Raw genomic sequence first — 23,273 nt, 5'->3', positions numbered from 1 at the left:
ATGAATTCGCGAGTTGAACTTTTACGCCGACGACTTGATCAGACCGGTGTAGCTCGATCCGGCGTTCAAAAGCGCCAAAAAGGAGATATAGCGCCCCTGTCAGACGCTCAGCATCGCATGTGGCTGCATCAGAAGCTACATCCCGCAAGCGGCGCCTATAACGTCTGCATTCGTATTGACCTTTCCGGCGCTCTCGACGAATCGCGCCTGATCGATGCTCTAGCCGCGGTCGTTGATCGGCACGAGGTTCTGCGCACGACCTATTCAACGGGAGAGGACGGCGAACCCTATCAGCAAATTCATGCGCACTTGCGGCCGGCGATAGAGATTGTGGAGCACGTCGAGCCCGTACGCGTCGCGCGCGAGACCGCTGGCGCGCCGTTTGATATAGGGTCCTCCAGTCCGCTACGCGCCCATTTGGTCAAGGTGAGCGCGACAGAATGGTCTCTCATCATGACCGTTCACCATATCGTATGGGATGGCGGATGTTTCGGAAACTTCAGCCGCGACCTCAGCCTTGCCTATCGTGGTTCGGAGCTCGAGCCTCTACCGGTCCAGTATGCAGATTTAGCGACGCATCTGAAGTCGCCCGACGCGAGATCCGCGGCAAATCTCGACACGCAGATGGATTACTGGCGCCAGGTGCTGACGCCTCCGCCTCCGGCGCTGCCATTGCCCACCATATATGGGCGCGGCCCGCGCATCAGCGAGCAAGCGACGCGACTGGACAGAGTCATGCCGACCGCTTGCGCCACAGGTCTGCGCACGGTCGCCGCCACCTTGCGAACAACCCCTTTTGCGGTGTTCATCGCAGCCTATGCTCTCCTCCTTTATCGCTGGACCGGGGTATCCGATATCACCATCGGCACGATGGTCGCCAACCGCCATCAGCCGGGAAGCCGCGACCTTATCGGCAATTTCGGAAACACGGTCCTGCTACGGATTTACATCTCGGCTGAGGCAAGTTTTCGTGAGCTCCTCGCGCAGACGGCCCAGATCGTTACCGATGCCGTCAGCAATGGCGATGTTTCCTTTGAGCGCCTCGTCAGCGAGCTTTCTCCCCCGCGCGAAGCGGGTCACGGCTTCTTCACCGACACGCTTGGCCTGTTTCTCGACCGCGACATTGAGGGTCCGGCTTTGCCCGATGTCGATGTTCGATGGACCAACATCTTCAACGGGTCGTCGCCCTTCGCACTGACATTTCAGGGATTCCTGACCGGCGACGTTTTGCAGGTGGAAGCGACCTTCCGCACAGAGCTCTTCGCTCCGAAAACGGTGCTCGAGATGCTTGAGCATCTGGAATCGATCCTCTCTCAGGGAACGGCCAGCCCTGAGCGGTCATGCGCCCTTGTCAGCGACTTGCCGACGCAACAGCGCGACCGCCTGATGCAACTTTCCTGTGGTGCCGAGGTCGAAGACCAGAGGACCTCCGTTATCGAGCATTGGCGCCATCACGTCAAAGTCAAACCGTCCGATATCGCGCTCGTGCATGCCACCGACCGCTATCGTTTCGCTGAGATTGATGAGCATGCCAATCGGTTGGCTGCCCATCTTTTGCAACGCGGTATCCGGCAGCAGGACGTTGTTGCCGTGGCCGCTGGCCGCGGATTGATCACTGTCGTTGCTCCCCTGGCAATCTGGAAATGCGGCGCAATCTATCTGCCACTCGATCCTAACCACCCGCAATCCCGCTTGCAGAGGCTCATTCAGACCGCCGGCGCCAAACTCGTGATTTGCGATAGGGAACTTGCAGGCGGCGATGCGTTCGTTATTTCCGTCGCCAGCGTCCTGCAAGCGCCCCACGATCAGCCGACTGACACCGGCTACAACCCGCACCCGTTGGAAGCGGCGCATATCGGCTTCACCTCGGGATCGACAGGGCAACCGAAGGGTGTCGTGACCACTCATGCCTCCCTGACAGCCCGCACCAGCTGGGTTTGCGAGCATTGGCCGGGGGGCTCGGGTGGCGCCAGGCTTGCCAAAAGTGCGCCGACAGCAATCGACGCGACGGCCGAACTTTGCGAGGCCTTCGTCACCGGCGAATACATCGTGCTGGCCACCGACGACGAGGCACGGGATGCTGCGGCGATCGGGCGCCTTCTCACGACGCACGGCATCGGCCATCTCATGGCGGTGCCAGGGCTGGTCGAGGCTGTCACGATCGCATCTCCCGACATTGTCTCAGACAGAGATCGCGTGCTGTCGACCGGAGAACCCCTCCTTGCCGGTGTCGCCGCCTCGATTTATCGGGCAGCAGAAAACGTGCAATTGCACAATTCCTATGGATGCACCGAGACGACAGGTGACGTAACCGCCGGAAGGGTGAGCCGCCGCGATGCCGAAAGCGGCTCGATATCGATCGGTCAGCCTTTGCCGGGATCACGATGCTACGTGCTGTCCGCGGATCTGACGTTGTCACCGCCAGGGGCTCTTGGTGAACTCTATGTGGAGGGGCAGCAGCTCGCCCGCGGCTATCTGGCGCAGCCGGCATTGACGAGCGCACGCTTCGTCGCAAACCCCTTCAACAGAGGTGGCCGATTATATCGAACTGGCGATCTCGTTCGCTGGCGAGAGGAAGGCCGGCTCGAGCTTGTCGGCCGCATCGACGATCAGGTAAACATTCGTGGTCATCGCGTGGAGCCGGACGAGACGATTGCGGAACTCTACTCGTTACCGGATGTGAAGGAGGCGATCGTCCTTCCACGCTCCGTGGATTCAACCACGGAGCTTGTCGCCTACGTCTCCGGCAATGGCCTGGAAATACCCGATGGCCCGAAGCTTCGGGCGCAACTGGCAGACCGCTTGCCAGGACCGCTTGTCCCATCCGAAATAATTGTACTGCCGTCACTGCCTCGGCTCGTCGGTGGTAAGATTGATCGTCAGGCACTGCCAAAGACTGTTGCCGTCATCGCGGAGACGCCGTCTCGCGCACCCCGCAACGAACGAGAAGAACGTCTTGCTGGCTTGCTCAGCGAGCTTCTCGGTGGCAAGCCCCTCGGCATTGACGATAACTTCTTTGCTCTGGGCGGGGATTCACTGACGGCCGTATCCTTCGCCGCCCGTGCCAACGCGGCCGGATTCAACTTTCCAGCAGCGGCCGTGTTTCAATACCCGACGGTTGCGCAACTGGTGGAGCAACTTCCCCCACCCATCGAAGAAAAACCAAAATCAGTCATTCTCCCACCACAGCTTCATCGGTTGCGGCTATCCGGTGCCTCGATCTCTGAATTTCTCACCTGGCAGCCGATACGAAATTCCACAAACCCGGAGCAATTGCGTCGGGCGCTTGCGGACGTCATTGCAAGGTATGAGACATTTCAGCAGGCGATTACAGTCAGAGGGCGTCTATGGCGCGCCACTCGGCTGCCCGCACCGGCGCGCGCAGCGAACGTGATCGAGCTTCAAAAATCTGACCCAGGAGAAATTCTGGCCGCGGCACAGTCTGCCATCGATATTGCAAAAGGTGACGTCATCGCCGCCATCGTGACGCCGCGTGATGCTCTGCTGATCGCGCACGCAGCGGTAGTCGATGGATTGTCTCTGGCGCGCATCGCCACGGAGATCGAAGACGGTAAGATGACCGAGGTCTTCCGATTGATCGAGGGGACTTCGACGGTTGCAGCCCACGACTGGCAGTCGGTTCTCGACGCGGGTCCGAAAAGCCCATGGTGGGTCGGGCCGGACGAACATCTCTCAGAAGAAACGAAAGTTACGGTAAGAGGGACGATCGCTGCCTCCGGCAAAACACCAATTACCTACGCACTGCTGCGGGCTGCGCGCGATATCGCAAAATCCGATCTTGTCGTTGCCGATGTCGAAGTTGAGCCCGTTGAGGTTAGTCCGCTTCTTGCCGTCCCTGTCCTCGCTCAGGTGGGGATCAGCGAGGTCATTGGGACTGCCCGCTCCTATCTTGATTATCTGGCTCGCCACCGCCCGGTTGCCGGAGGTCCGGGTTTGCTTGTCCGGCGCACGGTAACTCCTCAAGCATTGAACGGCGTCGTTGCCCTTCGGGGTACTGATCGTCTTTATCGGATTGTCGCCTCCTGGCAGGCGTTCGATGATCGAACCGAATTGGAAATCGCAGCCGGCAATGCCGCTATTGCACAGGAGTTGCTCAACGCCTGGATTGCGGCGATCCAAGCGGGGGATGCAGTCGATGCATAGCCACTATCTCGATGCACCCCTCGCAACGCATCTTACGAATTTCACGCGTAGCGGACGCTGCCACAATTTTCATGCCGTTCCGTGGCCGGCGGTTCTTGACGCCGCGTCGTCGGAATTTGCGCAACACTATCGTGCGCTTTTGGGTGCAGATCTCTCGCGGATCGACGCGAGTTGGTCCGGCAGCGCAGTGGATTCATTTTTTACGCCACATGGACCCCTGGCGGACGCCCAGCAGAAAACCGCCGCCGCCTTCGGCGCCGATGCGACATTCTTCGGGACCAGCGGCACGAGCGCAAGCAATCAAATCGCCCTGGAATCCCTTCGGTTTCCCGGCGCTGAAGTCCTGATGGACTGCGCGGCTCATCAATCATTGCTGTTTGCGGCCGAGGCCATGACGGTTGTGCCGACACCTTGTGCTGGCTCCGTGGAAAATCCCCGAGTTGACGTCGAAGCAACAGCCAGATTGCTTGCTCGGCGTGCAGCCGAAGGCCGACCTTTCGACATCCTGGTGCTTTCGGCGACAGGATATGATGGCCGGAAGCTGCGCCTGGATCGAGTTTTGCCATTACTGGTGACGTCGTCCCCAACAACCGCGATCGTCATCGACGAGGCGTGGTCGGCAATGCATGCCTTTGTTCCGTCGCTGGCCGACAAGACGGCGCTTGCTGTCGCCTCCAGCCTGCCGTTGCGCGCGCCCGTTCTGGTGACACACTCGGCACACAAGACCATGGCAGCACTTCGGCAGGGTTCATATCTTCACGTGCTGGGCTCCGCCTCGGATATCGAAAGAGTGCGGCTGGCGCGCTATCGTATTCACACCACGTCGCCATCATGGCCCATCCTGACATCACTCGATCTTGCGCGCGCCCACGCGGCTCAGTTCGGCGCTAGAGAGTTCTCGCGCACGATTTCGCTCAAAGTGAAACTCGAATCCATGCTTCGCGCCGAGCCGCTGACGGCACGCATGCTCGTCTCCTCAACAGGCGACGCTTATTACGATTTCGATCCCATGGTGTTGCGCCTGCATGTTGGGTCGCGCTCACGCGACATCAGAGATTGGCTTCTGCGGGAGCACCATGTGCTTGTCACAATCGCTGGCGACCAGCTTGTGGTCCGGCTGCATTTCGGTGTCACCGATCATGATCTTCAGGCCTTAATGAAGGGCCTATCGTTGCTGGAATCCGGTTTCGGTTCACAGAGCAACATCCTACCGCCAACTGGCCTGCAGGACTTCGAGCCTTCGATAGGCTCGTGCAGCCGGGAATATATCATCCCCTATCCTCCTGGCGTGCCGCTGGCACGGCCGGGGGAACTCTGGACGGAGCGTCATGCCATGGCACTTGCCCAAGAGAGAGCAAGGGGAGCGGAGATTTATCGCTTGGCTGCAGGTGGAAGCACGCGACGCGCGACATCCTCCGACGAAATTTCGGTCGGCGCCGTTCTCAACCCTTCCGCCGAAGACGAGCACGCATGACCGCACAACGCTCAGCATCAATTACCCCGCTGAGCGCGTCTGCTTAAGCGAATAAATACCGGTGTTTCGAGCGCCCTTCGAAGGAGCTCACCGCCATCAGACAGGAGAAGATAGATGACGTTTTCGGATCGTAAGCAACAGCTTCTCGCGAAGCGGCTCGGCGGCGCGGGCCTGCTCCAATCGGAGCGATCCGTCGCGAACGATCGTCCGCGACGCGAAGAGCATGAAGGTCCTTCTGTCCTCTCCTCGGCCCAACGTCGCATGTGGTACCATTCGCATCTTTCTGAAGGATCCGCTGCATACAACTTCTGCATCATCCTCCGGCCGGCGACCGACCTCAATTTTTCCCTCACCGCCTTGAGGCGCGCACTCGATCAGGTCGTTGACCGACACGAGATCCTGCGCACTCGATATCGGGCCGGCCCGGCCGGGGTCCCCGAGCAAATAATCGAGACCTATCTTTCACCTCGTATCACCGAGGTCGATCTGGAACTGTCAGCAACCGATCGCTTGGAAGATGTGCTTGACGAGGTGGCATGCCAGGCTCGCGATGAGCCTTTCAACCTTGAAACAGACACGCCTTTGCGGGCGTTGGTCGTTCGCAACGGTTCGATCGTCGCCGCCGTCATCCTCGTGCTGCCTCATATTGCCGGAGACGGCGGATCGTTCGGCATCGTCCTTGCGGATTTGGAGCGAGCCTATGGAGATGGTGCACACTCTGATGCGCTGCCGCCGGCGTCCAGTATCCGCTACTCTGACTACGCTGTATGGGAGCAACGACATCTTGGCGATGCCAAGAATGCCAGCAGCCTGCATGCCAAGCAATTGGCATTCTGGGAAAGGCAGCTGGCGGATCTCCCTGTAGAAATCGCCCTTCCCTTCGACCGCCCGCGCCCGAAGTCACCGAGCTTTTCAGGCAGTCAGATCAGATATTGGTGCGGCGACGGCTTGTCCGCGGCCCTGCGGAGCATGGCGAAAACAAATGGTGGCACGCCACTCGTCGCGCTTCAGTCGGCCGTCGCCGTGGCGCTTGGGCGCGTTGGTGCCGGCTCTGACATACCGTTGGGCATGCCCGTCGACCTACGCCATGATTCAGCGCTCGACCGGCTCGTCGGCTTCTTCAGCAACACGGTGGTCGTCCGCGTCGATGCCAACGGAGATCCCGATTTTGCTACGCTGTTTCGCCGTGTGCATGAGACGAGTCTCGAGGCTCTCGACAACCGCGACGCGCCGTTCGAGAGCGTCGTCGAGCATATTAACCCGCCACGTGCCGCCGCGCGAAATCCGCTGTTCGGGGTCATGGTCACCGCAACGAAACCATGGCCCGAATTGCAATTCGGCGATACGACCATGCTGCTTGAGGAGCCCCGGCAGACGCAGGCGAAGTTCGATCTGACTTTCGTGATCCATGACGAGGGTACGAGCGGACGCATTGGCGTTTCGTTGCTTTATGCGTGCGATCTCTTCGAAGAGTCCACAGCACGGCATCTGCTCGAACTTGTCATTGGCATTCTCGGACAGTCAGCGCATCATCCGCAATTGCGATTGTCACAGTTCGCAGAGTTGGCGCATAAGCCCCTCAGCCCTGAAGCCGCATCACTAGCGACTATAGTGGCGGAGCGCCGCGGAGGCCCGCTCGCCATGATGCGTGCCATCCGTCTTTCCGATGATGCACATGAAGCCGACATCGTTGCCGCATTGGTCCGGATGCTGGAACGTCATGACGCCCTTCGTCTGCAGCACGACCGCGCGAGCGGGCAGTGGAACTTTGCCGGCCCGGGTGAGCTATGGGAAACCCCCATCTTCTTGGGGCAAACGGCCGCTGCTCCCGATTCCGAGCGGTTTGCCGCTTGGTTGGAGATACAACCCGGCGACAAAATCGCGACATCGCCGCGGATGTTGACTCTGCAGGCGCCCGCAGGCTGGGTCGACGAAGAGTCTTGGGGCATTTTGCTTGCGGAGCTTTCGCACCTGCGCTTTGACACGATCCCAATCGTACCGCAGGCTGTCGGGTCTTATGCGGATTGGTTGAACCGCACCGCCAAGTTGGGGGTGCAGGACGATATGGTCGCCAATACCGAAGCTTGGTTGGATATGCTGGATCAGGCAGCGGGGCGGACTGCCGTCAAAGCCATTTCGCAGGATGCGTTCACGACAAGCGCACGCGAACTTGCACTTCCCGGCCTCGACCATCAACTCGACAAAGTAAAACTCAGGACAGCGGCTATTGCCGCCCTGCTTTGGGTAAAACGTCATTCAACCGCGCCGCTCCTGCTTGAAATCGATGAGCCAGACCGCGATCGCGCGGCGAAAGGTGCGCTGGTAAACGCCGTCGGTTGGTGCAGACGCAGCTTCCCGATGCTGGTCGCCCCGCCGCAGGGATTGGAAGGCGCACGGTTTACACCGCAGCTGACCGACAGTTTTCTGCGAGCTGCACGCCAGGTTCTTGGCCTCGATCGCGACGGGGAGATAAGCGGTGATTTCGCCGCGACCTATCTTTTGGCACGTGACGTTAATCCGGATGTCGCCGGCGCGCTCGATGACGTGCCCCGACCGGATATCACCCTCTCTATGGTCATCACCGATGATGGAGATGAGCCCATCCTGCGCGAGCAAGGCTCTCATGATGGACACGAGCGATGGACTGTGCGTTTTGACCCACGGCGTGGCCGGGCGCTGCTCGCCATCAACGCGCGGTGCAGCGTGTCTGAGACCGAGAGGCTGATCGAGGCCTGGCACAGCGTCTTTGCAGAGTTCTTTGCCGCGGTCGAGCCAGCTCACACTGGAAAGCAGCCGATCGACGATGAGCTTGTCGAGATATCGCACTGGGATCGGCGGCGCCTTGAAGAATCGTTCGGCGCAGTCCGTGAAGCACTACCGCTCTCGCCACTCCAGGAAGGGCTGCGCTTTCACGCTGTTGGTGCGGCCGAGGGCTCAAGCGAGGTCTACATATCACAGACGTCGCTCGATCTGTTTGGCGAGGTCGATGCCGATCGGCTTCATGGTGCAATAAAGAGAGCGATAGAACTAACGCCGACCCTTGCCGCAGGTTTCGCCGAGATCGGTGGGCAAATGGTGCAGGTGGTCCCTGCCGATGTCGAGGTTCCCTGGCGCTCGGAACGCGTAGCAAGCGAGATCGAGGCTCGCCTGATCGCGGATGAAGAATATGCTGCGCGCTTTGATGCCGCCCATCCGCCATTGATCCGTTTCGCGCTGATACGCGTGCCCGACGATGCAGCCGCCATTCGCCATCGGCTTTTGCTGACCGCTCACCACATCCTGCTGGATGGCTGGTCCATCCGCCTGCTCTATCGCCTCGTCGTCCAGCTCTACCGCGATCCGGCGGGTACGGCAGCCCCACCACCTTTCAGCCGATATCTGAGATGGTTCAAGCAGCAGAACGTGGTCGAGGCAGAAACCGTCTGGGGCGAAGTACTTGCCGGCAGCGAGGCGACAATTCTCTATCCCGGCGCACGCGGCCTGGAGGCAAGCATCGAGCATAGTGATGAGCTCTCGCTCTCCATTGCCGCCAACACCACTGCGGCGCTGTCGCAGCTGGCACGTTCAGCATCGACCACATTAAGCACTGTCCTTGAGCTAGCATGGGGTACGCTTCTTATGCGATTGAGCGGAAACGCAAACGTCGTATTTGGAAACGTTGTCTCCGGCAGGCCGAACGACATCGAGCAGGTGAACGAGATCATCGGCCTCCTGTTCAACACGGTGCCGGTGCGCGTTCAGGCCCATGGGCGGCAATCAGTCAAGGCAGCACTCGGCGCCCTGCACGCGCAAAAAGCCGTTTCCCTGCGGCATTCCCATGTCAATCTGACGCGGCTGCAGCAGATTGCCGGGCATAGTCCTCTGTTCGATACGTTGTTTTCGGTCCAGAACCTGCCCGTGTTCGACGTTGCTGACGAGGACGGAATCCGGATCGGCAATGCTGAAGTCCGCGATGCGACCCACTATCCACTCAGCATGTCCGTGACGCCGAAAGGAGACGCCATCGATCTGCGGCTGATGTTCCGCAGCGATCTCGTCACGGGAGATCAGGCGAAAGCTCTCATCGAAGCCTATGGGCATATCCTGGAACGCTTTTGCAGTGACGCCGACCTGCCTCTGTTGGCCCTGAACGCGCTGCCCGACACCAGCACATTATTGCCGAAGACAATTTCAGGCGAAGAGATGGAGATTGGCTCACTCTCGGTAGCAGATCTCCTCCTCAAACAGGCCTTGGCTACACCGGACAACAACGCCGTCACGGCAGGCGACACCAAGCTCACATTCGAACAATTGGCAACGGCTGCGCATCAACTGGCTCACCTGCTTCATTCGCGCGGGGCAAAGCCCGAACACCGCGTCGCGTTGCTCCTCCCCCGCTCGGAACTGATGATCATAGCCCTCTTCGGGGTATTTGCAGCGCATGCCGCTTATGTCCCGATCGATCTGGAAACACCTGTCAACAGAATCCGCTCGATGCTCGATCAATCGCAACCGACTGTTATCCTCAGCGTCAGTACACTGGCCGGGCTTCTCCCGCCGGAATACCAAAAAGATACCCGCTTGGTGCTTCTTGACGCACCAGAAACGCAGACCGAGCTCAAGAGCTTGCCGAAAACCCTACCGCAGATCGAGCGACCGGCAGGCTTGAGGCATCTCGCCTATATTATCTTCACGTCCGGTTCGACGGGTGAACCCAAGGGCGTTGCCGTACCCTATCTCGGCCTGACCAACATGTTCATCAATCACAGACAGGAGATTTTTGCACCGGTTTTGGCCTCTCAAGGCGGTCGCAGGCTAAAGATCGCTCACACGACCTCCTTCGCCTTCGATGCCTCCTGGGAACAACTCCTCTGGTTGTTGGCCGGCCACGAGGTTCATGTCATCGATGACGAACTGCGCCGAGATCCGGATCGGCTGCTTCCGCTATTCGATCGTGAAGAAGTCGATGCCTTCGACGTCACACCGACCTATGGCAGCTATCTGGTCGAACACGGACTTCTCGAACGAGATCGGCCGCAGGGAAGACCTGGTACCGGTGTCGTATTCGTCTCTCTTGGGGGGGAGGCGGTCGGCCAGGATCTGTGGACCCGCCTTCGCGAAGCAAAGGGTGTCAGTGGTTACAATCTTTATGGTCCGACCGAATACACGATCAACGCTCTCGGAGCAGATCTTGCGGAGAATGCCGAGCCGACCGTTGGCAGGCCGATTGCCAACACGGATGCCTACATCCTTGGTCCTGGCCTCCAACCGGCACCGGTGGGTGTAACGGGCGAGCTCTACCTCGGCGGCGTGGGATTGGCACGCGGTTATGTTGGACGACCTGCAACCACGGCGGAGCGTTTTGTCGCAAATCCGTTCGGACGTCCCGGCGAGCGAATTTATCGCACCGGCGACCTAGCAAGATGGCGCGCCGATGGCGGCATCGACTATCTTGGCCGCTCGGACAATCAGCTGAAAATTCGTGGCTATCGCATTGAACCCGCTGAAATTGAAAATGCTCTCGTCGCGCAAGAAGGTGTGAAGCGCGCGGCAGTCGTGGGCAGGGCCGCGCAGGATGGCTCGGTGCGACTCGTCGCCTATGTTGTCGGAGACGGTTTATCGACTGATGCGGATAGCTTGCGCGAGCTTTTGCGCCTGCACCTACCCTCCTACATGGTTCCGGCCGCCATCATGTTTGTCGATGATCTCCCAAGAACGATCAACGGCAAGCTCGACGTTGCTTCGCTGCCAGATCCATCCGTGACAGACACACAAATCGCACAGCCGGTGAACGAAACTGAACGCGTCATTTGCGACATTTTCGCCTCAGTTCTGGAGCGTCAGGTAATTGGTCGGTTTGACGATTTCTTCGAGTCAGGCGGGCACTCCCTGCTGACGGTACGTCTGGTTGGCCTGCTTCGCGAGACCCTTGGCCCTGGCATCAATGTCCGGCAGATCTACGATCATCCGACGCCGGCGGCCCTTGCGGCGTCTCTAGGGTCCGTCGAGGAGATCACAACGAAACCGCCAAAGCTCAGCGACCCGGATCACGAGAGAAGCCTCATGCGTTCGGATCTGGTTTTACCTGCCGACATCGTGGTTCCCGCAGACGCAGTAGTCGCCCCGCGACCGACACTTGCAACCATTAATGCCGTTCTGCTGACGGGTGCAGCAGGCTTCATCGGCTCTTTCGCTCTGGCGGAGCTTCTGCGGAACGGCAATGCCAGCGTCTATTGCCTGGTGCGCGCGAAGGACGACGCGGCGGCGGCCGAGCGGGTCCGCAGGTCTCTGACCGCATATGATTTGTGGGACGATGCTTTCCAGCACCGGATCATCGGACTTGCCGGTGAACTTTCGCACCCACGTCTGGGCTTAACTGCAAAAACGTTCGATCTCCTTGCCGATAAGCTCGATGTCATCATCCACAATGGAGGTGCGACGAACGAATTCGACCCCTATTCACGCCTTGCCCCGATTAACGTCGGTGGCGCGAAACAAATCCTGCAGCTTGCAGCAAGCGGAAGTCGCGTAACGCCGGTCCATTTTGTCTCGACGGCGTCGGTCGTGGCGAGCCGCGGATTCAACCCTCCCATCATATTGGAAAAAACCCGCCTTTCGATCGATGCGGTGGAAGACACGGGCTACGTCCAGAGCAAATGGGTGGCGGAGGAGCTGATGCATAGCGCTGCGGCGCGAGGCCTACCGGTTACAATTCACCGCCCGGGGCGCGTCAGCGGCCATAGTCTCACCGGCTTTTGCAGCACGAGTATTGGCTTCTGGCATTTTATCCGGTCAATGCTGGTTCTCCAGGCAGCGCCTAATTTGCGCTCGGATCACCTCACCTTGGCTCCGGTCGATTATGTGGCGCGAGCCTTGGTAGCGCTGATCGAGCGGGGAGAGCCTGGGGCGACCTATCATCTATCCAACGTAATGCAGACGAGTATCAGTGATATCCTCAACGCGGTTCGACGTGCGGGCTATCGACTAGAGGTCATGTCGTTCGAGGCATGGCGCGAGCGATTGATACAGACCGCTGAAGGACGCGCAAAGCAGGGCGACAACTCTTTCGCATCGATACTCCTGCTTGCGGGGCATCTTGAAAAGTACGATGGATCTCAAACAGAATCAGCACTCGGGCAGCAGCATATAGAGACTGCGTTGGCTGGCACAGGGATAACGCCGCCCCCGATTACCGACGCGGTGCTTGATAGGTACGTTCAACACTTTATCGAGGTCGGCTTCTTCCCACCACCGGAAACGGGTCTCGATGTAAAGCGATAACCACAACCAGTGGCCTGCCGCCGTCGGATCGACAGCGGCAGGCCACTATCATCATCACGCTAAAGATGACGCTCACATCGTCCTGTCAATTATTGTCCACGTCCTTGTGAACTCATTATCGGTTTCGAACTTGATCAGCATCTTTGTATCTATCGGTATTGTCGGATGTAGCGTCTGCTCGGTTGAAAATGACAAGGTATCTTCATCTTCAATCCCGTTGAAACTCACGGCATCAAAACCGAAGAAATCTTGAACGACTGGATACAGAGCTTTGAAAATGGTCTCCTTGGCGGAAAAAATCGTGGTCGCTAGGATGGCCTGATCAAGACATGTCTGGTGAGCAAGGCGATTGCACTCCCTAGCCGACAGTGCTTCTTTCATAATGGCTTCGAGCGAATTACCCGTTGCGACTTTCTCCACATCAATGCCAATCAGCATGTTTTCGCCACGGGCGACGAGGCACGCGCATCTGCCATGGGAATGACTGATCGAGCCAACAGAGCCCTTTGGCCATAGAGGGGCGCCCCGCTCGCCAATGCCAACCAAACTTTCGATGATGCCGAGCGATTTCAACGCTGCGCCAGCAAGCACCCGTCCGGCCAGGAATTCGCCTCGGCGTTTGGGGACGGCATTGCCCAATCTCGTCGGGAAATCGACCTCATAAATATCAAATAGAGATCGAGAGAAGGCATCGATCGAATACTGCGTCTGCAATCCGATGTGGTGCCCGCAATGATCAAGCACGGTGACAATATCGCTGAGGAACGGTTGGCGAACCCCTGTCGCATCAGCACTCATACAGGCAATACCGGATCGAGCGGCACATTTGGCCTCATGACCAGATGTGCGTGGAGACGGTCTTCCGTCAAAAATATCCTCTGAAGCACAGTCGAATCTCGCAAGCCTTCTAGCTCTTAAAGCTGTTTCAAACCATTCATCAGCCACGTCCACGTCTTATCGAAATGGGCGTCAACAGCAGCTGGGGACCCAAACTCGTTACTTCCCATCATCGCCGCACCCGTCGGCATCGCGACCATACAGTGGATGAGATGTCCGGCAATTTCGGAAGCGTTTCCAGGACAGAGCGCGCCGTCTTCCTGAGCACTTTCCACGGCTTCGACCAACTTTGCCATGATCGGATCAGGCTGAGGCGGTATGGGACCACCCTTTTCAAAGACGACGGCCTCACTGAACGCGATGCGCTTCAAAGCAATCATGTCAGGCTCCATGTTAACTCGTAAAAGTTGACGAACAAGGGATTCGAGCCGCGTCAGAGGATCGCCGGTCACAGTCGGCATGAGTTCCAGCCTTGCGACCGCGTTCTTGTGAGCATCCTCGACAACAGACTCGAACAGCGCCACCTTTGATGGGAAACGTCGGTAAACCGTATCTTTCCCCGCTCCGCACTTGGACGCCACCTGCTCCATCGAGGTCCCGGCAAAACCTCTCCCTGAAAAAAGCTCAGTCGCGACGGCAATTATCCTCTCCCTGGCCATATCCCGCGCCGCTTTGGGCGGGCGACCAACTCTGGCAACTTCGCTAGTGCCTACAGAAACCATCGTCACCTTCTCCGTCATTTCGCATCTGGTTTTCGCTCTCTGACGCTTGCGCACCAATTAACACAAAACATGACCGTCGTCGTCATATTAACTGGACAGGACGGTTCCGTTTGATTATTGAAATCCCCATTGTCTGCCGGCTTCTTTCAGGGGATTGTTTGTGAAGCACAGGAACTCCTTAACGCATATTTTTTTGCTGTCCTCTTTCGTGTCCGTCGGTTCTGCATCCGCACAGGAAACGGCAACACAACTTAAGCCGATCATAATCCATGGCACGGATACCGATGGCAGTTCCAACACTATCAATGTGAAGACTGCACGTTCTGCCACCAAAACTTCCACACCGATTATCGAAACGCCACAGTCAATTTCAACGATTACGCGCAAGCAGCTAGATGATCAAAGTCCACAGACGGTCAGCGAAGCACTTCGCTACACAGCCGGCGTTCTGGCCGACCGGGATTCGAACTCCCGCTACGACTCGGTTTTTCTACGTGGCTTTGGCGCGTTTGGGACGGCAACCAACTACGTGAATTATCTTGACGGGCTCAAGCTTCAGCGAGGCCAAGCTTTCGCTACACCTTCAATCGATCCCTTCTTGCTTGATCGTGTGGATGTCTTGAAAGGACCGTCAGCGCTCTTATACGGTCAGGTAAGCCCTGGTGGACTTGTGAATCAGGTCAGCCGCCAGCCTTCGGACATACCATCCCATGAAGTCAGGCTGGAAGTGGGTACGGATGGAAGAGTTCAAAGTGGGCTCTACTCCACCGGTCCGGTAACCTCTGACGGAAACGTCCAGTATGGAATTGGCATCATCGGGAGGTCTTCTGGCACGCGCTATGACGACGTTGACGAAAAACGTCTCGGCGTTGCACCCTCAATCAAGTGGCAGCCAGACGCGGACACCACGCTGACAATCTCCGGCTATTATCAGCGAGATCCTGAAGGTGGATACTTCAACTCCATTTATCCCAAGTTCCTCGACCCGTCAGCCTATTCCGGCTTCCTGGGTCGTGATTTGAATATCGGTGATCCGAACTATGACAGCTTCGCGCGAACACAATATGGTCTTGGCTATCAGTTCGAACACACCTTCGATGAAGGCATCACATACCGGTCCAATTTCCGGTATTCCGGTATCGATACGGACATGCGCTCGCTTCAGATGAATGGCAAACTAGACGGATCGGGCAAGATACCTCGATGGGCGGTACATTCCATCGAGGATGCCAGGGGGTTCTCATATGACAACCAGATGGAATTTCAGACCCGTACCGGCGCACTTCAACATACATTTCTTGCCGGCATAGACATTCAACGTTCAGACAGTAGCTGGGAGTATTTGCTCGGGGGCGCTGACTCTCTCGATGTGACAAATCCACAATACGGCCAACCGGTCGGCCCTCTTGGACCCGTCATCAACAATAACCAGACGCTTCGCCAGACGGGAATTTATTTGCAAGACCAGATAGAAGCCGGCGGCTTGCGAGGGGTTTTCGGTGTGCGGCATGACTGGTCCACTCAGGACACCGACAATCTCTTGGCGGGATCATCAGCCGAAAGATCTGATAGTGCTACGACCTATCGCGCAGGTTTGCTCTACATGTTTGATAATGGCGTTGCACCTTACGCCAGTTACTCAACATCTTTTGAACCATCAACCCTTACCAACAGAAGCGGGATTCCGTTCAAACCAACAGAGGCCGAACAATATGAAGTTGGGGTGAAGTATCAGCCCGCCGGTATGGACGCTTTGTTCACGCTCTCCGCCTTCGATATTCGCCAGCAGAATGTCGCTTACTTCAACGCGCAATCCCGCTTCAATGAACAGCAAGGTGAAATCCATTCACGTGGGCTCGAGTTCGAGGCGAGAGGAAACGTCACGAACAATCTTGAACTCATTGCCGCGATTTCCTTGCTCGATACGGAAGTCTCGGAATCCAGCATGCCCTTCGTAGTCGGTAAGCGGCCCCAAGCCGTACCGCGGTATTATGGGTCCTTGTGGGCAAATTACACCATCGATTCCGGCGCGCTCGAGGGTTTGAGCGTTGGAGGCGGTATACGGTTTGTCGGATCGAGCTACAGCAATGACGATAATACTGTCAAAGCCCGCGGTTACACCCTACTTGACGCAGCTCTTCGCTATGATCTCGGCGTAAAGAACCCGAGCCTTAAAGGGTTACAGGCGACACTCAATGTTACCAATCTACTGGACACGGAATACTACTCTTCCTGCAGTTCGGAATACTACTGCCAGTATGGCAATGGCCGGACTGTGCTGGCCGGACTGAGATATAAGTGGTGATCTCCGTGACTTTGACACGTAGAAGCTTTTGCACGTCCACCTTGGCTGCCGGGGTCGTCTCTTTTACGGGACCGACCCAGGCACAATCGTTGATAACAGTTACGGATATGGCAGGGCGCCAGGTCAGCCTCCCTGGCGCTCCGAAGAGGATCATCTTGCTTGAAGCGCATGATCTTCTCACGATGTCGCTGCTTCATCCAGATCCGGCTTCGATCGTTGCGGGCTGGGCGGCCATCGATCGTATCGATAGTCCTGCTCTTATAAAGTCATTATCGAATGGTCACCAGATAACCGTTATCGGCAAACAGACGCCGGACAGCGTTTCGCTTGAGCAATTGATAAGTTTGGCGCCGGATCTTGTGGTCACAACCGCCTTCATGAGCCCGCAGGGCGGGGCGGATCCGATTGTAAGTCGATTGAACGATCTGAAGATACCGGTCGTGTACAGTGATATTTCAAGCAACGCGTTGACCGACAGTCAAAACACCGATCCAGTAGCATTGGTGAAGGCCTACATGCGCATGTGGGGCAAGATACTAGGCGTTCCGCAAAAAGCTGAGGCCTTTTTGTCAGTTGTCGAAGATGGTTTGGCGTCGGTTACCACACGAGTATCAAAGGCTCCACGGGTAACGACATATCTGGAAGTTCAGTCTACACCAGATGATTGTTGTTGGGCGGCAGGCCGAAAGGTCTGGGGTGAACTGCTAGCCTTGGCGGGAGGCCAACCTCTACCCGGAGTGAAAGCACCCTATTTTGAGAAGCTATCGCTGGAATATGTCCTGACCACCCCACATGACGTGTACATCGCCTCGGGCGGCGGCTGGGCAGCCGGCAATCGGCCTGCGATTGGGCCAGGTTTGGACCGGGAGGCGGCTAGGGAAAGTTTGGAGAAACTGGTCGAAAGCAGATCAGGTTTTGCTCAATTGCCGAGCGCGGTCAACAAACGTGTTTACGGGATTTGGACGGGGCTGATCTCCAACCTTCCGCTGAACGTGCTTTTCGTCGTGCTCACGGCAAAATGGCTCCATCCAGAGCTTTGCTCCGACCTCGAGCCGGAAGCAATCCTGACGAAGATCAACACGGAATTTGCAGCATTCGCGATCGAGGGTCCTCTCTGGGTGTCGCTTTAAAGTTTGCCCGGGATAAGTGGAAACCGGTTATCCCGAAAAGACAAACGACACCAAAACAATCGAAAGTCTGACTGGTTCAGAATGAACCTGAGACGGACTGTAGCAGCGCATAGGTCTCGCCATGTCCTCCACCACCACCAAGCGCCTCTTTCAAGCGCATGCCACTGTGAAGCTTGCCTCTATCGACACTTATGTCGAGCCCTTTATAGAGGCTTTGGCAAGTCACGACATGATAGTGAGCAAGCGTGGAACGCTGCAGGATTTAGAATCGCCCTTTGGTAAAGCTACATTTGAGCCTTTCGAAGATGGATTCAAACTCACTGCCGAAGCTGATGATCCGAGCAGTTTGAACCGCCTGAAACATGCGCTCGTCGGTCCGATATGCTTCATTGCCTCCCGCGAAAAATTGGACATCGATTGGGTGGGAGATTATGCCGAACCGGCTCTTCCCGATGATCTTCGCTTTTTGCATGTGGTGTCCATCAACGATATTTCACCCACCTTCCGCAGAATCGTTTTCCATGGCGAAAACCTTGAGCGCTACGACCGTGACGACCAGCTTCACTGTCGATTAATCTTCCAACCGCGAGGTATCGGCAACCCTGTCTGGCCTAGGCTGGATCACCGCGGCCACGTCGTATGGCCCCCGGAAGGGGCAGTACCCACACGTGTTTACACGATAAGGGGCATCGACGTTTCGAAAGGCCAGATTATCATAGATTTCGCATTGCACGAAAACCCCGGACCGGCAACGCGCTGGGCGTTGGCGGCGCAGATTGGCGATCTGGTTGGAATTCTTGGTCCTGCCGCTAACGGACCCAAACCTGCAAAGTTCTACGTTCTCGCCGGCGATGAAACAGCCCTGCCAGGTATAGCAAGGATTTTAGAAACGTTGGATGATGACGCGACGGGTATAGCGTTCATTGAAATTGCGACTGCGGAGGATGAACTGCCGCTTCAAAAGCCCAAGGGCATGACGATGAAATGGCTCCACCGGCAAGATGCGGCACCCGCAACTACCACTTTGTTGCCTGACGCTGTCAGATCAGTTGCGTGGCCCGAGAATCGAGATGAACCATTCTTTTGGGGAGGATGTGAACATAAAACGTTCGCCAAGATTTATCGTCATCTAAGGCGCGAAATCGGTTTGCCCAAGGAAAGGATGATATTTTATTCTCACTGGAATAAGTCTCTGAGTGAAGAAGACATAATTGCGCGAGGATCGAGCGAATATTTGCCTGAATGAAACGCTTGATTGCCACGGCTAGAACGAGTGTCTGGTGGAGTAGCTATGTTGCTTCCAAATCCACCGGAGAATTTTGATGGCATGCGCTGCTTCGTTCCCTGCTTCCGATGTCAAGAATTCAACCGGTCAGTTTACAGAAGGGCTTTTCGCCCGTGTCTTCTCACCGGCCCCCGGAAGAAGCGCTCGCTCTGCTCCGCGATAACCTTGGCCTGCTGCGGACCGCGAGGCGATAAGTCTCTGGAGCCTCTTTATTCGTGAGCTTGTTATATCGCGCGCAGCGGCACCGCATGGAGCGCTATTGCGCCTCTTTCATTGGATTCTCCATTTACCTCGTGCGCTGCTAATGTTGTTGAAAAGACAACTATCCGCAGAGTAGCGCATCCATTGCTATGGCCCGAACTCCGGCGGTGGCGTTTGGCGCATGCAGCAACTTACCCCATCCGTTCCGACGCGTAGGACCCCGGGCTTGGCGGGAAGACCACGGTGCGGTTGCCGTTGATGAAGGTGCGGTGGTGGATATGCGCATGGATGGCACGGGCCAGAACCTGGCTTTCCACATCGCGGCCAAGCGAGACGTAATCATCTGCCGACTGTGCGTGGGTGATGCGCACGGTGTCCTGCTCGATGATCGGGCCTTCGTCGAGATCGGCGGTGACGTAATGGGCGGTGGCGCCAATCAGCTTCACGCCACGCTCATAGGCCTGCTTGTAAGGGTTAGCGCCCTTGAAGCTTGGCAGGAAGGAGTGGTGAATGTTGATGATCTTGCCGGACATTTTGCGGCACATGTCGTCGGAAAGAACCTGCATATAGCGTGCCAGGACCACGAGTTCGGTGCCGGTGCTTTCGATCAGGTCGTTCAGCTGCGCTTCGGCCTTCGGCTTGTTTTCCTTCGTCACCTTGATGTGGTGGAAAGGAATGTCGTGGTTGACGACAACCTTCTGGTAATCGAAGTGGTTGGAGACGACGCCGACGATATCGATCGGCAGCGCGCCGATCTTCCAGCGGTAGAGCAGATCGTTGAGACAATGACCGAAACGCGACACCATCAGCAGCGTCTTGGTGCGTTCGCCATCGCTGAAGATCTCGGCTTCCATCTTGAAGCGGTCGGCAACCGGCTTGAAGCCTTCCTTGATGTCTGAAAGCGACACGCCTTCTTCCGAAATGAAGGAGACGCGCATGAAGAACTTGCCGGTTTCGAGGTCGTCGAATTGCGAAGAGTCAACGATGTTGCAACCCTTGTCCGCGAGATAACCCGAAATGGCGGCGACGATGCCGCGTGTGGATTTGCAAGCTACGGTCAATACATAGGTCGTCATCTGGCGCCCTCTCTGTCATCGATGGAAAAAACCCGCGCTATGCAAGGAGCGCGGGAAAAGCCGCAAGGCGGCGGGGAAACGTTGTCAAACGTCGAGCGTGGTCTGGTGCTCCCAGGCGGTGAACTGCGAGCAGTAGCTGTCCCACTCACCATGCTTAAGCTTCAAATAGGCCTTGGAGAACTCGACGCCGAGCGCCTGCTGCAACGCTTCATCCTTCTCATATTCGCGCAACGCATCGAGAAGATTGAGCGGCAGTTTCGGCGCATTGGTGACCGTATGGCCTTCGCGATACATGTCGATATCGTGATGTGGACCTGGATCGGCCTGAGCGCGAACGCCGGAAAGGCCGGCTGCGATTATGATGGCCTGGAGCAGATAGGGGTTCACCGCACCGTCCGGCAGACGAAGCTCGAACCGCCCGGGCCCCGGCACGCGCACCATATGGGTGCGGTTGTTGCCGGTCCATGTCACCGTGTTGGGTGCCCATGTGGCGCCGGATATGGTGCGCGGCGCATTGATGCGCTTGTAGGAATTGACGGTCGGATTGGTGACAGCCGCCAGCGCAGAGGCATGTTTCATGATACCGCCAAGAAAGGTCTTGCCCTTGGCGGAAAGGCCGAATGGCATCGCCTTGTCAGCAAAGGCATTGACCTCGCCGTCCAGATCCCACACGGAAATATGCGCATGGCAGCCATTGCCGGTCAGGCCCTTGAAGGGCTTCGGCATGAAGGTGGCGCGAAGCCCATGCTTTTCTGCAACGGATTTCACCATGAATTTGAAAAAGGAATGCTTGTCGGCCGTTTGAAGCGCGTCGTCATATTCCCAGTTCATTTCAAACTGGCCGTTCGCGTCTTCATGGTCGTTCTGGTACGGCTTCCAACCCAGCTCCAGCATGTAGTCGCAAATTTCGGCAATCACATCGTAACGGCGCATCACCGCCTGCTGATCGTAGCAGGGCTTTTCGGCGGTATCATATTCGTCAGAGATTTTGCTGCCGTCAGCCGAAATCAGGAAGAATTCCGGCTCGACACCGGTCTTCACCCGCAAGCCTTCGCTTGCGGCTTCGGCAATCAGTTTCTTCAAGACCACACGCGGCGCCTGTTCGACCGGCTGGTCTTCCATCACGCAATCGGCGGCGACCCAGGCGACATCCTTCTTCCATGGAAGCTGGATGACCGAGGAGGCGTCTGGCACGGCAAAAAGATCAGGATGAGCGGGTGTCAAATCGAACCAGGTGGCAAAGCCTGCAAAGCCCGCGCCGTCCTTTTGCATGTCAGCGATCGCTTCGGCAGGCACCAGCTTGGCGCGCTGCCCACCGAAGAGATCGGTGTAACTGATCATAAAATATTTGATGCCCTTTTCGGCTGCATATGCGGAGAGGTCCAGTGTCACGTCATTCCCCTTTTTTTGGTATCAGACACTTGATTTTAGAAAGACGGCCGCATCCTCCCAAACGCGCCCGTCCTTAATGCATGCTTTTTCAGAAGCCACCTTTGCCGGGGAACCAGTTCGTTCCCGCCAGCGGAACCTGCGCCATGGCTGCGGCCTCCATGGTCAACGCCACGAGATCTTCCGGCTCCAGATTGTGGAGGTGGTTCTTGCCGCAGGCGCGCGCGATGGTCTGCGCTTCAAGCGTCATCACCTTCAAATAATTGGCAAGGCGACGACCGGCGGCGACCGGGTCGAGACGCGCGGCAAGCTCCGGATCCTGGGTCGTGATGCCAGCCGGGTCTTTGCCTTCGTGCCAGTCATCATAAGCGCCAGCGGTGGTGCCGAGCTTCTGGTATTCCTCTTCCCACTTCGGGTCGTTGTCGCCAAGCGCCACGAGTGCCGCGGTGCCAATCGCCACCGCATCGGCGCCAAGCGCCAGAGCCTTCGCCACATCGGCGCCGGAGCGAATCCCGCCCGACACGATCAATTGCACCTTGCGATGCATGCCGAGATCCTGAAGGGCCTGGACTGCGGGGCGAATGCAGGCAAGCGTTGGCATGCCGACATTTTCGATAAAGACGTCCTGCGTTGCAGCCGTGCCGCCCTGCATACCGTCCAGCACCACCACATCGGCACCGGCCTTTACCGCAAGCGCCGTGTCGTAATAGGGGCGCGCGCCACCGACCTTGATATAGATCGGCTTTTCCCAGTCGGTGATTTCACGCAGTTCGAGGATCTTGATTTCCAAATCATCCGGGCCGGTCCAGTCGGGATGGCGGCAGGCCGAGCGCTGATCGATCCCCTTCGGCAGATTACGCATAGTGGCAACGCGGTCGGAAATCTTCTGGCCGAGCAGCATGCCGCCACCACCAGGCTTGGCGCCCTGGCCCACAACCACCTCGATGGCGTCTGCACGGCGCAGATCCTTCGGGTTCATGCCGTAGCGCGAGGGCAGATACTGATAGACCAGGGTTTGGCTGTGACCGCGCTCCTCATCCGTCATGCCACCGTCGCCTGTCGTCGTGGAGGTGCCGGCAATCGTGGCGCCGCGGCCAAGAGCCTCCTTGGCATTCCCGGATAGCGCGCCGAAGCTCATGCCCGCAATCGTGATCGGCGTTTTGAGCGTAATCGGCTTCTTGGCAAATCGGGTTCCAAGCGTGACGCTCGTATCGCATTTCTCGCGATAGCCTTCGAGCGGATAGCGCGAAATGGAAGCGCCAAGAAACAGCAGGTCGTCAAAATGCGGAACCTTGCGCTTCGTGCCCGCACCGCGAATATCGTAAATGCCGGTTGCCGCAGCGCGGCGGATTTCCGCCAGCGTATGGTCGTCGAAGGTTGCGGACTTGCGCGGCGGGGTGAATGGGTTGTGATAGCTCATCGGTAAATCC

At 57.5% G+C, this 23,273-nt stretch carries 11 protein-coding genes; 6 read left to right on the top strand and 5 right to left on the bottom strand.

Annotation, left to right across the window (positions count from 1 at the left end; genetic code table 11):
- The 3 genes from EYC79_RS12900 to EYC79_RS12890 all read left to right on the top strand — a co-directional run bounded on the left by EYC79_RS12900 (position 1) and on the right by EYC79_RS12890 (position 12,898).
- Entirely contained in the window at positions 1-4,164 is a 4,164-nt protein-coding gene (locus EYC79_RS12900) for a non-ribosomal peptide synthetase (RefSeq protein WP_130978245.1), read from the top strand.
- The gene (locus EYC79_RS12895) at positions 4,157-5,638 is read left to right on the top strand and encodes an aminotransferase class I/II-fold pyridoxal phosphate-dependent enzyme (protein WP_165457027.1); all 1,482 of its coding nucleotides are present in this window, start codon (positions 4,157-4,159) and stop codon (positions 5,636-5,638) included. Before EYC79_RS12900 ends, EYC79_RS12895 begins: the two co-directional genes overlap by 8 nt.
- Positions 5,639-5,752: 114 nt before the next feature.
- Complete coding sequence (locus EYC79_RS12890; protein WP_130978243.1) at positions 5,753-12,898, top strand: non-ribosomal peptide synthetase; 7,146 nt, start codon at positions 5,753-5,755, stop codon at positions 12,896-12,898.
- 72 nt (positions 12,899-12,970) lie between these two features.
- Here the strand turns inward: EYC79_RS12890 and EYC79_RS12885 are convergent, their stop codons facing one another.
- Together EYC79_RS12885 and EYC79_RS12880 are read right to left on the bottom strand one after the other, a co-directional pair.
- A complete protein-coding gene (locus tag EYC79_RS12885) occupies positions 12,971-13,843 on the bottom strand; it encodes a 4'-phosphopantetheinyl transferase family protein (RefSeq protein WP_130978242.1) in 873 nt (290 codons plus the stop codon).
- A complete protein-coding gene (locus EYC79_RS12880) occupies positions 13,813-14,475 on the bottom strand; it encodes a TetR/AcrR family transcriptional regulator (RefSeq protein ID WP_245495275.1) in 663 nt (220 codons plus the stop codon). The genes EYC79_RS12885 and EYC79_RS12880 overlap by 31 nt, the downstream gene beginning before the upstream one ends.
- 142 nt (positions 14,476-14,617) lie before the next feature.
- Here EYC79_RS12880 and EYC79_RS12875 point away from each other — a divergent pair, with 142 nt between their 5' ends.
- The 3 genes from EYC79_RS12875 to EYC79_RS12865 all read left to right on the top strand — a co-directional run bounded on the left by EYC79_RS12875 (position 14,618) and on the right by EYC79_RS12865 (position 19,138).
- Positions 14,618-16,762: a TonB-dependent siderophore receptor gene (locus EYC79_RS12875; RefSeq protein WP_130978241.1), complete on the top strand. Its 2,145-nt coding sequence runs from the start codon at positions 14,618-14,620 to the stop codon at positions 16,760-16,762.
- Positions 16,763-16,917: 155 nt separating this feature from the next.
- Entirely contained in the window at positions 16,918-17,892 is a 975-nt protein-coding gene (locus EYC79_RS12870) for an ABC transporter substrate-binding protein (protein ID WP_245495274.1), read from the top strand.
- A gap of 121 nt (positions 17,893-18,013) precedes the next feature.
- On the top strand, positions 18,014-19,138 hold the full coding sequence (locus EYC79_RS12865) for a siderophore-interacting protein (protein ID WP_130978240.1): 1,125 nt from the start codon (positions 18,014-18,016) through the stop codon (positions 19,136-19,138).
- Positions 19,139-19,569: 431 nt separating this feature from the next.
- On the opposite strand, the gene purU is transcribed toward EYC79_RS12865, so the two are convergent.
- The 3 genes from purU to EYC79_RS12850 all read right to left on the bottom strand — a co-directional run bounded on the left by purU (position 19,570) and on the right by EYC79_RS12850 (position 23,263).
- Positions 19,570-20,454, bottom strand: a complete 885-nt coding sequence (gene purU, locus EYC79_RS12860; protein ID WP_130978239.1) for a formyltetrahydrofolate deformylase — start codon at positions 20,452-20,454, stop codon at positions 19,570-19,572.
- 84 nt (positions 20,455-20,538) lie between these two features.
- Positions 20,539-21,846, bottom strand: coding sequence for a type III glutamate--ammonia ligase (gene glnT, locus EYC79_RS12855; protein WP_130978238.1), 1,308 nt, complete (start codon positions 21,844-21,846; stop codon positions 20,539-20,541).
- Between the two features lie 88 nt (positions 21,847-21,934).
- On the bottom strand, positions 21,935-23,263 hold the full coding sequence (locus tag EYC79_RS12850) for an FMN-binding glutamate synthase family protein (RefSeq protein WP_062600408.1): 1,329 nt from the start codon (positions 23,261-23,263) through the stop codon (positions 21,935-21,937).
- Positions 23,264-23,273: the final 10 nt, after the last annotated feature.

The sequence above is a fragment of the Agrobacterium cavarae genome, from assembly GCF_004310285.1.
In the GTDB taxonomy this organism is placed as follows: domain Bacteria; phylum Pseudomonadota; class Alphaproteobacteria; order Rhizobiales; family Rhizobiaceae; genus Agrobacterium; species Agrobacterium cavarae.
The sequence above is the reverse complement of the archived record's forward strand: the minus strand, read 5'-3'. Positions and strand labels throughout refer to the sequence as shown.